The sequence below is a fragment of the Lysinibacillus sp. BNK-21 genome, from assembly GCF_048684915.1.
GTDB lineage: Bacteria > Bacillota > Bacilli > Bacillales_A > Planococcaceae > Lysinibacillus > Lysinibacillus capsici.
Window position 1 is genome coordinate 3,126,707 of sequence record NZ_JBLQTS010000001.1, and the last position, 13,738, is coordinate 3,140,444.

The 13,738-nt window shown below is 35.6% G+C and carries 14 protein-coding genes; 4 read left to right on the forward strand and 10 right to left on the reverse strand.

Going from position 1 to position 13,738, the window contains the following annotated elements; all coding sequences use genetic code 11:
* Positions 1–81 precede the first annotated feature (81 nt).
* From ACMGGO_RS16060 to ACMGGO_RS16075, 4 genes are all read right to left on the reverse strand, one after another.
* Positions 82–1,131, reverse strand: a complete 1,050-nt coding sequence (locus tag ACMGGO_RS16060; RefSeq protein WP_054550650.1) for a 2,3-butanediol dehydrogenase — start codon at positions 1,129–1,131, stop codon at positions 82–84.
* Positions 1,132–1,150: 19 nt separating this feature from the next.
* Positions 1,151–1,789 carry a GntR family transcriptional regulator gene (locus ACMGGO_RS16065; protein WP_048391171.1) on the reverse strand — a complete coding sequence of 213 codons (639 nt, stop codon included), beginning with the start codon at positions 1,787–1,789 and terminating at the stop codon, positions 1,151–1,153.
* A gap of 548 nt (positions 1,790–2,337) precedes the next feature.
* The gene (locus tag ACMGGO_RS16070; RefSeq protein ID WP_066036645.1) at positions 2,338–3,315 is read right to left on the reverse strand and encodes a serine hydrolase domain-containing protein; all 978 of its coding nucleotides are present in this window, start codon (positions 3,313–3,315) and stop codon (positions 2,338–2,340) included.
* A gap of 91 nt (positions 3,316–3,406) precedes the next feature.
* A complete protein-coding gene (locus tag ACMGGO_RS16075) occupies positions 3,407–4,012 on the reverse strand; it encodes a TetR/AcrR family transcriptional regulator (RefSeq protein ID WP_420282048.1) in 606 nt (201 codons plus the stop codon).
* Positions 4,013–4,297: 285 nt separating this feature from the next.
* Here ACMGGO_RS16075 and ACMGGO_RS16080 point away from each other — a divergent pair, with 285 nt between their 5' ends.
* Complete coding sequence (locus ACMGGO_RS16080) at positions 4,298–5,695, forward strand: hypothetical protein (protein WP_066036644.1); 1,398 nt, start codon at positions 4,298–4,300, stop codon at positions 5,693–5,695.
* A gap of 40 nt (positions 5,696–5,735) precedes the next feature.
* Here the strand turns inward: ACMGGO_RS16080 and ACMGGO_RS16085 are convergent, their stop codons facing one another.
* The 4 genes from ACMGGO_RS16085 to ACMGGO_RS16100 are packed head-to-tail and all read right to left on the reverse strand — an operon-like array spanning position 5,736 to position 8,079.
* A complete protein-coding gene (locus tag ACMGGO_RS16085; RefSeq protein WP_066036643.1) occupies positions 5,736–6,134 on the reverse strand; it encodes a GntR family transcriptional regulator in 399 nt (132 codons plus the stop codon).
* A 21-nt stretch (positions 6,135–6,155) separates the two neighbouring features.
* Positions 6,156–6,935 (reverse strand): ABC transporter permease, encoded by a 780-nt coding sequence (locus ACMGGO_RS16090; protein ID WP_048391181.1) that lies wholly within the window; start codon positions 6,933–6,935, stop codon positions 6,156–6,158.
* 6 nt (positions 6,936–6,941) lie between these two features.
* A complete protein-coding gene (locus ACMGGO_RS16095; protein ID WP_257961710.1) occupies positions 6,942–7,844 on the reverse strand; it encodes an ABC transporter ATP-binding protein in 903 nt (300 codons plus the stop codon).
* Positions 7,828–8,079 carry a PLD nuclease N-terminal domain-containing protein gene (locus tag ACMGGO_RS16100; RefSeq protein ID WP_016994843.1) on the reverse strand — a complete coding sequence of 84 codons (252 nt, stop codon included), beginning with the start codon at positions 8,077–8,079 and terminating at the stop codon, positions 7,828–7,830. Before ACMGGO_RS16100 ends, ACMGGO_RS16095 begins: the two co-directional genes overlap by 17 nt.
* 183 nt (positions 8,080–8,262) lie before the next feature.
* Here ACMGGO_RS16100 and ACMGGO_RS16105 point away from each other — a divergent pair, with 183 nt between their 5' ends.
* Positions 8,263–8,802, forward strand: a complete 540-nt coding sequence (locus ACMGGO_RS16105) for a transcriptional regulator (protein WP_048391183.1) — start codon at positions 8,263–8,265, stop codon at positions 8,800–8,802.
* A gap of 32 nt (positions 8,803–8,834) precedes the next feature.
* Positions 8,835–9,695: a YitT family protein gene (locus tag ACMGGO_RS16110; protein WP_048391185.1), complete on the forward strand. Its 861-nt coding sequence runs from the start codon at positions 8,835–8,837 to the stop codon at positions 9,693–9,695.
* Positions 9,696–9,736: 41 nt separating this feature from the next.
* On the opposite strand, the gene ACMGGO_RS16115 is transcribed toward ACMGGO_RS16110, so the two are convergent.
* On the reverse strand, positions 9,737–10,900 hold the full coding sequence (locus ACMGGO_RS16115) for a YbfB/YjiJ family MFS transporter (protein ID WP_420282049.1): 1,164 nt from the start codon (positions 10,898–10,900) through the stop codon (positions 9,737–9,739).
* Positions 10,901–11,000: 100 nt separating this feature from the next.
* On the opposite strand from ACMGGO_RS16115, the gene ACMGGO_RS16120 reads away from it, so the two are divergent.
* Positions 11,001–11,879, forward strand: coding sequence for a LysR family transcriptional regulator (locus ACMGGO_RS16120; protein WP_112117615.1), 879 nt, complete (start codon positions 11,001–11,003; stop codon positions 11,877–11,879).
* Positions 11,880–11,964: 85 nt separating this feature from the next.
* Here ACMGGO_RS16120 and ACMGGO_RS16125 read toward each other — a convergent pair whose 3' ends face one another.
* On the reverse strand, positions 11,965–13,566 hold the full coding sequence (locus tag ACMGGO_RS16125) for a Na/Pi cotransporter family protein (protein WP_181574679.1): 1,602 nt from the start codon (positions 13,564–13,566) through the stop codon (positions 11,965–11,967).
* Positions 13,567–13,738: the final 172 nt, after the last annotated feature.

Below are 13,738 nucleotides of genomic sequence, written 5' to 3' on the forward strand. Positions count from 1 at the left end.
TTGTCATTTTTTCTTAAGCTCCATACTCCTCCAGACTATAAAAAAAGAGCATGGCTGTCATCAGCCATACTCCTCTCAATTTTATTTTTCTCCGCTTATTTCGACTAAAATTTTAGATTGTGTTTTGTCATTTGTTAACGTTTTGAATCCTTTTTCAACAATCTCATCTAGGTCAATTTGACTTGTGATGATCCCTTGTGGATTTAGTTGACCAGCGCTCATTGCATCAATTGTTCTTTGGAAAATTGACGGTGTATAAACAATGGATGATAATACATTAACACCTGTGTTTGTAAGTTGCATTGGATTCCATTCGATTGGTCTTGCAAAAATCGAAACAATCATCATGTTACCACGAGGTTTTGTTACATCAATTGCTTGTTTAAAGGTAGGAGCAACTCCTGCCACCTCAAAGGATACATCAACCCCATCTGCAACAATCGCACGAACTGCTTGTACAGGATTTTCTTTACCTGAATTAATAGCATGGGTTGCACCTAATTCTTTTGCCTTTTCTAATCGATCATCGGATAAATCTAATACTATAACTTTACTAGCACCTGATGCTTTTGCAGCGATTACTGTTAATAATCCAATTGGTCCAGCTCCAAATACAGCAACAGAATCACCTAATGTAACCCCAGCATCTTTAACAGCTTGTACAGCAACAGCCATTGGTTCTACCAGTGCACCATCTTGTAATGTTAAGTTATCTGCTAAACGATGTATATTCGTTACAGGGACATTAACATATTCCGCAAATCCACCGTTTCCATGTAAACCAATAAAGTTAAATCCATCATAACGATCGACTTCTTCATGTTTATTTCTATATGTTAATGTAGGATTGATGACAACTCGGTCCCCAGCCTTAAAGTCAGTAACCTTAGAGCCAACTTCTTCGATGATACCAGCAAATTCATGTCCCATTGTAAGTGGGGCAACTTCACCTGTTAAATCAGCTTTTTCATTAACTGGTACGAAAACCGGACCTTCTTCGTATTCATGCAAATCACTTCCACAAATACCAGCCCACGCTACTTTTACTTTCACTTCTTCTTCTCTTAAAGCGCGTAATTCAACCTCTTCAACTCTAATATCTTTCACACCATGCCAAACTGCAGCTTTCATTTATGTTACCCCCATAAAATTATTTAAATTGGTACCATAAAATAACATCCTTAATAGCTACTCGTGCATGATCAAAATCCGACACTTCTATACACTTGATAAAAGTATTGATGGACATATGATAGGATTCAACTAGATTCATCTTCCATTTTGTTTGTGCAGCTACATTTGTAACAAATATTGTTTCTTTAAAGAATCGTAGCATAGCAATATTTCCTGTAACATCAAAAAACAATTGTAACAAGTGGGCAAACGAAACAACATATTCATAAATATTTTCAGCAGACTTTCTTTGTTTCATAGCTTCAAATCGAAATAATAGTTCATTTTGCAAATCGGCAGTCCATTTAGATTCACACTTGGTTAGTGCAATATCCAATAGATGATAAAGCGCTTCCAAATAATCCTTTAATTCCTGATCCGTTATAATCTTCACTCTTACACCTTTATGTTGTACTTTTTCAACTACACCATCTTTTTGTAAAAGATATAGAGCCTCACGAACAGGTGCATGACTTACTTGTAACTCCTTTGCAATTTCTGCCTCTATTAAGCGCTGACCTTGTTCATAGTAACCAGAAAATATGCGGAATAATAATCGTTCAGCTATTTGCTCAGAAATTGTTTTTTTTGAAATTGAATTTTCATCAAACCCCATTAAACCACTCCAATAAATTTATATCCTTTTATTTTAACATAGTTCAGTGTATAGGGTGATTAGCTAAAAGCGTTATATATTATGGATTATAGATTATCGATAATCTATAAAAGTATTTTAATCTATAAACTCATTTCTTTCAAATATCTTGTTTTGGGTAGGTAACTAAATAATATGAAGTACCTTTTAAGAGAAAATTTATAAATGCAAAAAAGATGGTGTTAAGTTGATCAGATCGGTATATGGAGATAATTTGCGATATGAGTTACTCAATACTAACCCATAAAAAATGCACACAAATTGCTAGTTATTGTCTAACAATTTGTATGCCAATCATCTTAAAGTGATTTGTTATGAGTTGACGATGTATATCCATTAACAACTGTTGCGCTATATGAACCACTAATCTTCTCTGTTGCAATTTATATGGGCTTACCAGCACTTTGCGTACCGAATGCAACCTTTTAATTATACTATTTCAAAAAGACTTAGGAATAACTCCTAAGCCGTTATCATGTTTCTTCTCATATGAAAAAGAGTCTGTACCCCTAGTCTCTATTCTCTATATAACTAACAATTTGATTGGCAACAGTTGATGTTAACAATGTAGATATGTTACTTAAAACAATAATTGTTGCGTCACTTTCTATCAACCTTAAATAGGAGGAAGTAAAACCATTAATCCCTCCATGATGAAAAATGAGCGTATTATTCTTTTTTGTCTTAGTAATGTTCCAGCCATATCCGTGGCCAAAACGACCTGATGAAAGCATCTGAGTTGTTATATTTTTCGATAGTAAACAATTATTTTTTATTGCATCATCAAGTAATTGTAAATCTTCTACTGTAGAAAATAACCCACCAGCAGAATAGGTGTTAGACATATTGATGAAACTAGCATGATAAATATTATTTTTTTCTAACTCATAACCGCTTGCTTTATACTTTTGAATAGCCACGTTATAATCAAGACCAGTATTTAACATAGATAGAGGCTGAAGAATCTTTTGTTTAAGAAACTCTTCATAACTTAAACCACTTGTCATTTCTATAATCTTACCTAATACAATGTATCCTGAATTAGAATAATTAAACTCTTTCCCTGGTATAGATTTGAATGAACAAGAAATAATCCAATTTATTAAATCATCTGGTGATTGTAGTTGATAAGATTTTAATAAAAAATCAGGTTGATCAGTAATATTACCAATGCCAGATGTATGCGTTAATAGATGTTCGATCATAATTTGGTTACCTTTTGGAAAATTAGGAATAAAATTATCTACAGTATTATGTAACTGTAACTTTTGCTCTTCAACTAGCATTAAAATTGCAATGGTAGTAAAGATTTTAGTTACAGATCCAATACGGAACTTTGTAATAGCTGTATTTGGTATATCCCATTCATAATTAGCTTTTCCAAATGATTCTTTATATATTGTTTCTCCTTGATCAACCACTAAGATATTTCCACTAAACCCCTCTTCTTTTGAGTTTAAAAATGAATGAATATATGATTTTAGCAAATATCAAGCACTCCTTATTTTGTACTATAAGTTACTTGAAATGTTATCCAATGGCATTTACCAACTTCCTCCTTTCGAACTTTACGAGATCTTAAAGCTCATTTCTAAGATTTCTGCGAATTTCCTTTTGCTTTAACTTTATTAATTCTATGATACTTTTACAGATTCTTTTAAGTGACTCATTTGATTTGTAAGTGAGTACGAAAATACTGCCACCTTCTATCATGCTAAAGACTAAATACGCCATTTCTGTAGCTTCCTCAGGGGGCCAATTTGATTGGATAAACTTTTCTCTTAATATCATGATAAGTTCTTCATAGGCATTCTTGCATGCTAAACGAAGTTGCTCACTCATATGCCAAGTTTCCAAAGAAATAAGTCCTAGTGGAATTCCATCATGTGCAATTTTTGGATTGAAACTTAAACATTGACCAAAAAAACACTCTAAAGCTTTTATTACATCATCATGCTGTGAAAATAAATTTCTCAACTCTTGAGCAGCAAAATCTTTTGTTCGATTAATTGCCTCTGTCGCTAATTGCTCCTTGCCTTCAGGAAAATAATAATAAAGCGAACCTTTTGGACAACCCGACTCTTTAATAATTTGATTTAATCCAGTAGCATGGTACCCTTGTTTTTGAAACAGTGTTGACGCGGTTGATAAAATTTTCATTTTACTTTCTTGATTTCTAGACATTTTCCCCTCCGAAATTATAATGACTGGTCTATATAATAAATTGTTAAGACGATAAAGTCAATAGAGCTGATTATTGCTTCACCTTTACTCGTTTAATTCAACTTTCATTTTTAATGGCAAGCTCTAATTCCTCTCCTTTTATGATTACTTGATCTACATCAAATAATTTATTTTAATTACCCATTAATTCAGACTGCTTTTCACCAGGATCAAAATTTTTTAAAATCATCACCATCTTTTTTTCTCTTCATATTCTATAGAATCAGAATATTGAGGGGGAAACGTATGGGGATTGAATTCACAGCTCTCCATTGGATTTACGTGGTTTTTATTGTGCTCATCATCGGATTTATGGTTAAACGTCGCGATACCACCCTCATTTGTGTAGTAGGCATCTTTATGCTAGCGATTGTTGCAACTGGTGATTTTACCTCGTCCATAAGTGGTGTGTTTAACAGCTTTATTTATGCTATAACTGAGCTGCTATCAACAATTCTTATTATTTCGATTATTGTGGCGATGAGTCGGGTAATGATGTCTTCAGGTATTAATGAGGTTATGGTGGCCCCTTTCACAAAGATCATTAAAACACCCGCACTCGCTTATTGGACGATTGGACTATTAATGATGTTTATTTCTTGGTTTTTCTGGCCATCACCTGCAGTAGCGCTATTAGGAGCCGTGCTCTTGCCTGTTGCGATTCGGGCGGGCCTCCCAGCACTGGGGGTTGCCATGGCGATGAACTTATTTGGGCATGGTATTGCATTATCGAGTGATTTTGTCATTCAAGGGGCTCCAAAATTAACGGCTGATGCTGCTGGTATCCCTGTTGGAGATGTTGTTTCAGCCAGTATTCCGCTTGTTATCACAATGGGCGTTGTAACGACAATTGTTGCTTATATTTTTTTAAGACGTGATATGAAACGAGGAACGCTACTTTTAAATACTGGCAACAATGAGGAGGAGGATGGTGAACAAGAAACTGCGGAAAACTTACTGTCAATTGGGCAAAAACGATTCTTCGCCGTACTTATTCCTATTGCCTTTATCTTAGACGTTATCGCTATGTCAGTATTCAATTTAACGGGCGGTGATGCAACGGCTTTAATCGGTGGAACCTCTGTTTTTATTTTATTGTTGCTTAGTATGGTTGCTCATAAATCAGCGGGATTAGAAAAGACAACAAGTTATTTGATTCAAGGATTTCAATTCGGCTTTAAAGTCTTTGGACCCGTAATTCCAATTGCTGCTTTCTTCTATCTTGGAGATGCTGGCTTTACACAAATTCTTGGAGATCACCTCCCCGCTACTTCACACGGTATTGTCAATGATCTGGGTGTCGGTCTTGCAGCAATAGTTCCGTTAACAAAGGAAATTGCTGTTGTCACACTAGCAGTTGTTGGCGCAATTACGGGGTTAGATGGTTCGGGCTTCTCTGGAATTTCTTTAGCAGGTTCGGTTGGTAGTCTATTCGGGAATGCTATTGGTGATGGAACAGCAACTTTAACAGCTTTAGGGCAAATCACAGCGATTTGGGTTGGTGGCGGTACACTAATTCCTTGGGCATTAATCCCAGCAGCTGCTATTTGTAATGTCAGCCCATTTGAGCTGGCAAGACGAAATTTAATTCCTGTAGTCATTGGACTGATTGTGACAACGATAGTTGCTGTATTTTTAATTTAATTTAATTTAATAAAAATAGTAAGAGATGGACACTAGGTTATCAGTAGCCATCTCTTTCACTCTCCGTATAATACTTTTGTAAAATGTCATAAAACATTTCTTTTAGTTGAGATTTTTTCATACCTAAAATATAAGCCTCTATCAATAATTGCTCCACTTTCATAGCTATTTGGTGACATGAAATAGTCGTTGCTTTATTAGGATCTACGATAATAAATGCTCTAGACTGAGGCTTAATGGTGATGATCCCCTTTTTTTGAAGCTCTTTGTAGCTTTTATGAACTGTATGCAGATTGAGGTTTGTTTGTGCTGCTAGCTGGCGAATTGAAGGCAAATTGTCCCCTTTTTTTAAGCTTCCAGTCGCTATGGATAAAAGCAACTGCTGTGTGAGTTGTTGATAATATGGAATTTTGCTTCTTCGATTTACTTTTACATTCATTTGTCGAGGATTTCCTCCATATTAAAATTTCTTTTTGGCAATAAAATGATGCATGATAGCCATCATGAATAGTACAAGTAACAGTGTGACAATAATATTAAAGCTATACCATTTTTCTATGTCACCTGTCATTATTATCGTTGTAGCATACAAACTATTACTAGCTGGATTTATGACATCTAAGAATGGATGTAAGCCAGCACAAAAACGACAAATAAATAAGACACCAATACTAATTAAAGCAATAAATGGTGTACTATTAAAAAATGTACTCATCATGGCAACAAATGTAATGATGAACAACAGCCAAATACAATAAAATGCTAAAGCTATCAATGCGCGCATTATCGGTACAGAGGTAAATAAATAAGATGTATAGCCAAGGGACATTGCATAGCCAAGCGAAATACATAGGACGGCTAAAATATAATGAGTAAGGAGTTTACTGTTTAAGTAGGATGTGATTGATACTGGCCTTGTTAAAATGAAGGCCATCATTCCATTCGCTTTTTCTCCTTGAATAATACCCATCGTTGCAATAGCAAGGATGATTATACCTAATTGATCAAATTGCGAATTAAGGGTTGAAGCAAGCACTTCTTCTCCTCCTGGCTTTGCCATTGTTGGATCAATTATAATCCCTTCTATACCACCCATTGATTGTAAAATAGCAGGCAAGAAATACATCATAATCGGCTGAGTTAAACCTAGGAGGATATAGACGATTGGTAGCCAAACGACTTTATATTCCTTTGTCATTTGATTCATTTCTTTTTTACTTAGTGCTATAAACGTATTCACTTCAAATTACACCACCAATTCTAAAAATATTTCTTCTAAGCTTTCTTGAAGGCCAAGATCAAACTTTGTAAATAGTACATTTGAATCCAATCCGTACTGTAGCAATCGATGGGCGTCCTCTTCCAAATGATTGACATATACTTTAAAACCATCCCCACAATTTTCGATTCTCTTTACATAAGGTAAATGTTCAATCGTTGTTAGCCACTTAACATCTTTCTTTTGAACCGCTAAAAAGATAGCTGAATCTTGATAGCGATTAAGTAACTCTAATTTTGTTGCATCTTCTATTTTGTAACCATTTTTAATGACCACAAAGCGCTCACAAACTTCCTCCGCATCGCCTAAAATATGTGTAGAAAGTAGTATGGTCGTTTCTTTTTTTATGTCTTTTAATAGATTCAGCACTTCACGTCTACCAATTGGATCTAGGGCTGAAACTGGTTCATCCATAATGATGAAAGCTGGCTTGTGTAATAAAGCTTGTGCGATTCCAAGACGCTGTTTCATACCTCCTGAAAATGTTCCAACATGAGCATGTGCCTCTTTTCCTAAGCCCACCTTTTCCAGAAGAATTGGGATGTCTTTTTGTAATTGATTTTTCGAAATACCCGAAAGTGTCCCCATAAAGGCTAAAGTTTCAGAGGCTGTCATCCACGAGAAGAAATTAGGGTACTGTGGTAAATAACCAATATGATTTTTCATCTTTGAAATTTTTTGCCCATCAAGTACAATGTCCCCTTCATCTGCATAAAGAATATCAGCAATGATCTGAATTAATGTAGATTTCCCTGCCCCGTTTGGTCCAATAAGTCCTACACATTCATTCGAATCTATAACCATTGAAAAACTACTTACTGCCGTTTTCTGTTTAAATTTTTTCGTAATATTATTAATTTCTAAGCGCACGTTTATTGACATCCTTTCTTCCCATCACGAAATATAGAACAGAACCAATTGTATTAAAGAACAAAATAATAATGGCCCACATTAGTATGTTTTCTCTGCTATCTCTGTGTTTATATAAATCTATTAGTGCAACAGTGATAAGTAAAAAACCTACGAGTACAAATGGTAAAAGAATTGGTAGTATGCTTGCCCAATCAATTTGATTTAAGTCTTCAAAACCATAGTGTAATTTCATTTTTATAACCCCCTTCATTATCATTATCAATAATGATAACAAAAGAATGAAAAAATTTCATTACCTTTTTACTGTACATCTTTAAAAAAACGCTATAGTATATTTTTTGATAATGTTCTCAAATTGATAACATTTGAATGCTTCCCTTGATACTATCTCATTTTCTGGTAGGAGGATCGGTTTATGCGTAATAAAGCAGAGGTATTAATGCACCCTGTGAGAATGAAAATTTTACAAGCTCTGATGCACAATAAAGAAGAGGGTTTAAGCACATTGGAGATGATTTCTGTCATTAAAGATGTACCACAAGCCACTCTATATCGTCATATCCAAATTTTAGTCGATGAAAATATCATAAAAATTGTGAAAGAGCGAAAAGTTCGTTCTGTTACAGAGAAGTTTTATGCATTAAATGAAGGAGCAGCAAAACTTAGTAAGGAGGATTGGACTCAACTCACAACCAAGCAAAAATTAAATTATATTTCCTACTATCAATTGGCTTTACTATCTCAATATCAAAATTATTTGCATTCACTTGATGAAAAAGAAAGCACAACAGATTTAGCAACTTTTTCTTTAATCGACTTAACGTTAACGGACGATCAATTCAAAAACTTTGAAAATGAATTAAACGATTTATTAACTAAATACTATAATATGACCGATTCAAATAAAGGTTTGGAGACTAAAACAATTGCTTTAAATATTATTCCAAAGCCTTAGGTACTATTGACGTAAAGAAATGGAGAAGATTTATGAAAAAAGGAAAGTCACTAGAAAATATACGAAAATTAATTATGATCATTATTGGGGCAGTTATAGCTGCATACGGACTAGAGGCCGTGTTAATTCCGAATGCTGTCATTGATGGCGGTGTAACAGGTCTTAGTATTATGGGTGCACACCTCTTTGGTATCCCGTTAGGCGTACTGCTCTTTGTATTAAATATTCCGTTCATTTATATAGGCTACAAGCAAGTTGGAAAAACCTTTGCCTTAATGAGTAGTGCTGGTATTGCAGCTTTATCGATTTCTACAGTGCTTTTACATGACGTTAAAACCATTTTAGGCCCAAATGATCCCCTCCTAATTGTCTTATCTGGTGGTATGCTCCTTGGTGTGGGTATTGGAATTGTCCTACGAAATGGTGGCGCTTTAGATGGCTCAGAGGTTTTAGCTGTACTATTATCTCGTAAAATTCCATTTTCAGTCGGCGATATTATATTATTTATCAATGCCTTTATTTTCTTAGGGGCAAGCTTTATCTTTGGCTTAGAGAGTGCTCTCTACTCAGCGTTAACTTACTATATTGCCAAAAATGTTATCGATATTATCCAAGTTGGTTTAGAAAAATCAAAAGAAGTTCGTGTTGTTAGTGGAAAATCCGAGGAGATTGGAGACGCTATCCAAGCCCGCTTAGGACGTGGTGTTACCTATACACATGGACGTGGTGGTTTCTCCAATGAACCAACAGAAATCTTAAACTGTGTCATTAACCGTATGGAAGAAAATAAATTAGTTTCGATTATTAAAGACATCGACGAAGGCGCTTTTGTAGTCATTTCTGATGTGTCAGAAGTTCGTGGTGGTAACTTTAAGAAACGAGATATCCATTAATTTCAAAGTAAGTAAGGCGCACTATACCTTACTTACTTTTTTTAGTTGCTTCTATCATATTTTACGCCTCCTATTAAACATAAGCCTCCCAGCATTACTACTAAGGAAGCCCCAACTAAGGCATACTGATAGCTATTTGTGTAACTTGCAAGTGTGCCTGCAATGGATGGACCAATCATTTGTCCGAGCGCATAGCCAGCCGTTAAATAACCTATCATTTGATGACTATTAACTGGTGCAAGTTTCCTCGCTAATGTTGTACAAACAGTTGTAATTCCCATAAAGGTTGCCCCAAAAATGAAGGCACTAGCATAAAGGGTCATCGAATTTGTAGCTAGCGCAGGTAAAACAATACCTAAAGCTTGCAGTAGCATAGAGATGAGTAAAATTTTCACATAGCCATAACGCTGTGCTAGCTTAGACCAAACGATACATGAGGGAATTGCTGCAACACCCACAACAAACCATACAAAGGCTGCATCTCCATGAAAGCTTGTCGACTCCTGTGCAATTGATACAATAAATGTGCCTGTGACAATGTAGCCAAGCCCCTCTAAGCTATAAGCGATGATTAACCATTTCATCCAAGACTGAGGAGGCGTTTTCTGTGAAATTACCTGGCTTTCCACTAGTTGTTTACTTGGTGTAATAGGCTTAATGAATAGTACAATCAAGACAAACAATACAATACTAAATAAAGCTAATACGATCCAAGTTCCATTCCAATGGAAAACAGCTTGGATTGGTGAAACAATTACCGCACTTAATGCAATCCCTATTCCCACCCCACTATAGAACAGCCCCGATAGATGCATATGACTACTGCTGGCTAACTGGTCTAGTATAAGGCTTGTTATAACAACAAAAATAAAAGCACTCACAACACCCGAGATAAATCGTAATAAATACCAAATGATGATTACATTTGTAAAGCCCATGAAGGCTGTTGTTAAAATGCTGATAACAAGGGTAATTTGCAAAAAGAGAATACGTTTATTCCCTATTGGTAAACGACCTGCCACCCAGGCTCCAACCAAATAACCTAAGTAATTACTTGTTGCTAAGTAACCTGCTGTTGCTCGGCTAAATTCAAAAGTTTCTTGCATATAAGGTAAAATAACCGTATACGAAAAACGGCCGATGCCCATAGCAATAACTAAAGCAAAAATACCCCCGATTAAATAGCGTACGGTTTGCTTGTGCATATCATCACTCCTTCTATTTCACTATATCGAATATCTAGGTATCAAAAATAGATCTAATTCTTTATAATAAGTATCAATAAAATTGATAGCTGGAGGGCATATGAATATTAATGATTTAACGATTTTTCGAACAGTCGTCCAAACAGGTAGCTTTTCTAAAGCTGCCACAGCACTTAATTACACACAATCCAATATCTCTATGAAAATACAAAGTCTTGAGGCAATCTACGAAACAACCTTTTTTTATCGTGGACATCGAGGGATACGGCTAACACCAAAAGGAGAACAATTCTACGAGTTAGTCCTAAAAATGCTTCATCTCTATGAAAAAACCTTTGAGATCATACATGAAACGGAGGAACAACGAGGCGTTTTACGAATTGGTTCGATGGAAACAACTGCTGCATTACATTTACCAACTCTGTTAAGCACATTTCATCAAGCACATGAACAAGTGGATATCACCATATTAACAAGCCCTTCTCAGTACAATATTGAACGGGTAGAAAACTATGAACTAGATGGCGCATTTGTTACCGGACCTGTTTATAAAGAAAATATAATGATGAAAGAGTTTGTCTGTGAAGAGCTTGTTATTCTTACTTCTAGCAAGCATAAACCTATTAAGCATCTACAGGATTTAGAGGGAAGCACTGTGATTACATTCCGCCACGGCTGTTCCTATCGAGCCATCTTGGAACATTGGTTACATGAAGAAGGGGTTCGACCACAAAATCGAATGGAGCTTGGTACGCTTGACGGTATTATTGGCTGTGTTGCTGCTGGGTTAGGTATTACCTTACTACCACTTGCCATTGCGGAAAAATATATGGCAACACAAGCATTAACATTGCACAAGATAAAGAACAAGCAAGCACATATTCCTACATGGTTTATTTATCGTAAGGACGAAGTACAATCCCCCATCCTAACTTATTTTTTAGAAGCCATAGAAGCTTATGACTATCCGACAGTTTGAGGGTTCTATCTGTCATTTTAACAATTCTATCCTTCCCCTAATAAAAAAGCTGTTCAGCAGATTATCTCCACTGAACAGCTTATTATTAGGCAATAACGGTTTCCGCTATGTTAGAAGCATGATCACCAATTCTTTCTAAATTACTCACAATATCCGCAAATACAATACCTGCTGAACCTGAGCAAACTCCTTCATTTAATCGCTTAATATGCAACTTACGTAAACGTCTCTCCATATTATCAATTTCATTTTCTTTTTCTATCACTTGCTGTGCTAAGGAAAGATCACGCTTATCAAGGGATTCAATAGACATTTTCACAGTTTCTAATGTAAAAACAAACATATCTTCTAACTCCTGCATCGCTTGTTGACTTAAACGAACACGATTACTATCCTTGTATTGCAGAAGCTCAATTATATTTTCTACATGATCACCAATTCGTTCGATATCCCGAATATTTTCAAATAAAGCATGATGCACTTGGGAATCATGGGTTGATAGAGATTGTTTTGATAGCTCCACTAAATATTCCGTTGATTTGCGGTCTAAATTATTAATGGCTTCCTCCAATTGGCCGACCTTGCCGATTAACTTAGCATCATCCGTTTTCAAAATCGTTAACGTTTCTTCTAGACCTTGAATACTATACTCGCCCATGCGCACTACTTCCATCTTTGCTTGACCTAATGCCACTGATGGTGATTTGATAATCAAATTTTTATCCAAAAATTTTGGTTTGTATTCAATAACTGAATCTTCGCCTGGAATTAGTTTCGTTACGACATAAGCCCAAACACCTATGAATGGTAACTGAATGATTGTATTGATGACATTAAACGTTCCATGTGCAAAGGCTATTTGCATTTTCGGCTCTAAATTGAGCACCCCTGCAATCCATTCCACATAGTTCGTAAATAATCCCAATATGAGCATAAAGATAATTGTACCCACTACATTAAATAATAAATGTGTGGCAGCTGCTCGCTTTGCTGCAATAGAAGCACCTAAAGCAGCTAGAATTGCTGTAATCGTTGTACCAATATTATCTCCAAACAAGACAGGTAATGCCCCGTGTAAAGTTATTAAATCTTCAGCATAAAGCCCTTGTAAAATCCCTACTGTAGCTGAGGAAGATTGAACAATCAGGGTGAATATCGTTCCTACTAATACCCCTAAAATCGGCACATCAGACATTTGTACAGTCAAATCTAAAAATGGTTGCCAATCTCTAAGCGGCTTCATTCCACCACTCATAAGCTCTAAACCAATAAATAAACCTGCAAACCCGAATAATACTTGTCCCATATTTTGAATGAAACTCTTCTTAAAGAAAAATAAGCATATCGCGCCCACTGCCATAATTGGATATGCGTAAGCACCTACATCTATTCCTATAATAAATGCTGTGATGGTTGTCCCAATATTAGCTCCCATAATAACGCCTATTGCTTGACGCAATTTCATAAGTCCTGCGCTCACTAGTCCAACAGTTATAACGGTCGTACCTGAACTTGATTGTATGAGAACTGTAACAACAATACCAACTAGTACACCCATCAATGGGTTTGTTGTAAATTTATCTAAAATATCTCTTAGTCGATCACCTGCAGCCTTCTGCAAGCCATCTCCCATAAATTTAATAGCGAAAAGAAATAAGCCTAACCCTCCAAGAAATTGGAAAATCATCTCCTGTACATTGATAGCCAATCCATTCAACCCTTTCCTTGTTGTCAGACTTTATTATTAATAGTTTTAAGCTAGCTGTACATATCATTTACAATGGATTAAATTAATGTTTACACGCCCTTTACAATTAGTCCAAAAAACGGACATATTCAAATCAAATTCAACAAAAAAC

Coding starts and splice junctions, on each gene's coding strand:
- ACMGGO_RS16100 (WP_016994843.1), bottom strand. CDS start 8,079: ATGAAATTACACTATGGTTTTGAAGACTTAAATCAAATTGATTGGGCA.
- ACMGGO_RS16085 (WP_066036643.1), bottom strand. CDS start 6,134: ATGAATGTAAAAGTAAATCGAAGAAGCAAAATTCCATATTATCAACAA.
- ACMGGO_RS16105 (WP_048391183.1), top strand. CDS start 8,263: ATGCGTAATAAAGCAGAGGTATTAATGCACCCTGTGAGAATGAAAATT.
- ACMGGO_RS16125 (WP_181574679.1), bottom strand. CDS start 13,566: ATGATTTTCCAATTTCTTGGAGGGTTAGGCTTATTTCTTTTCGCTATT.
- ACMGGO_RS16080 (WP_066036644.1), top strand. CDS start 4,298: ATGGGGATTGAATTCACAGCTCTCCATTGGATTTACGTGGTTTTTATT.
- ACMGGO_RS16075 (WP_420282048.1), bottom strand. CDS start 4,012: ATGTCTAGAAATCAAGAAAGTAAAATGAAAATTTTATCAACCGCGTCA.
- ACMGGO_RS16115 (WP_420282049.1), bottom strand. CDS start 10,900: ATGCACAAGCAAACCGTACGCTATTTAATCGGGGGTATTTTTGCTTTA.
- ACMGGO_RS16120 (WP_112117615.1), top strand. CDS start 11,001: ATGAATATTAATGATTTAACGATTTTTCGAACAGTCGTCCAAACAGGT.
- ACMGGO_RS16060 (WP_054550650.1), bottom strand. CDS start 1,131: ATGAAAGCTGCAGTTTGGCATGGTGTGAAAGATATTAGAGTTGAAGAG.
- ACMGGO_RS16110 (WP_048391185.1), top strand. CDS start 8,835: ATGAAAAAAGGAAAGTCACTAGAAAATATACGAAAATTAATTATGATC.
- ACMGGO_RS16065 (WP_048391171.1), bottom strand. CDS start 1,789: ATGGGGTTTGATGAAAATTCAATTTCAAAAAAAACAATTTCTGAGCAA.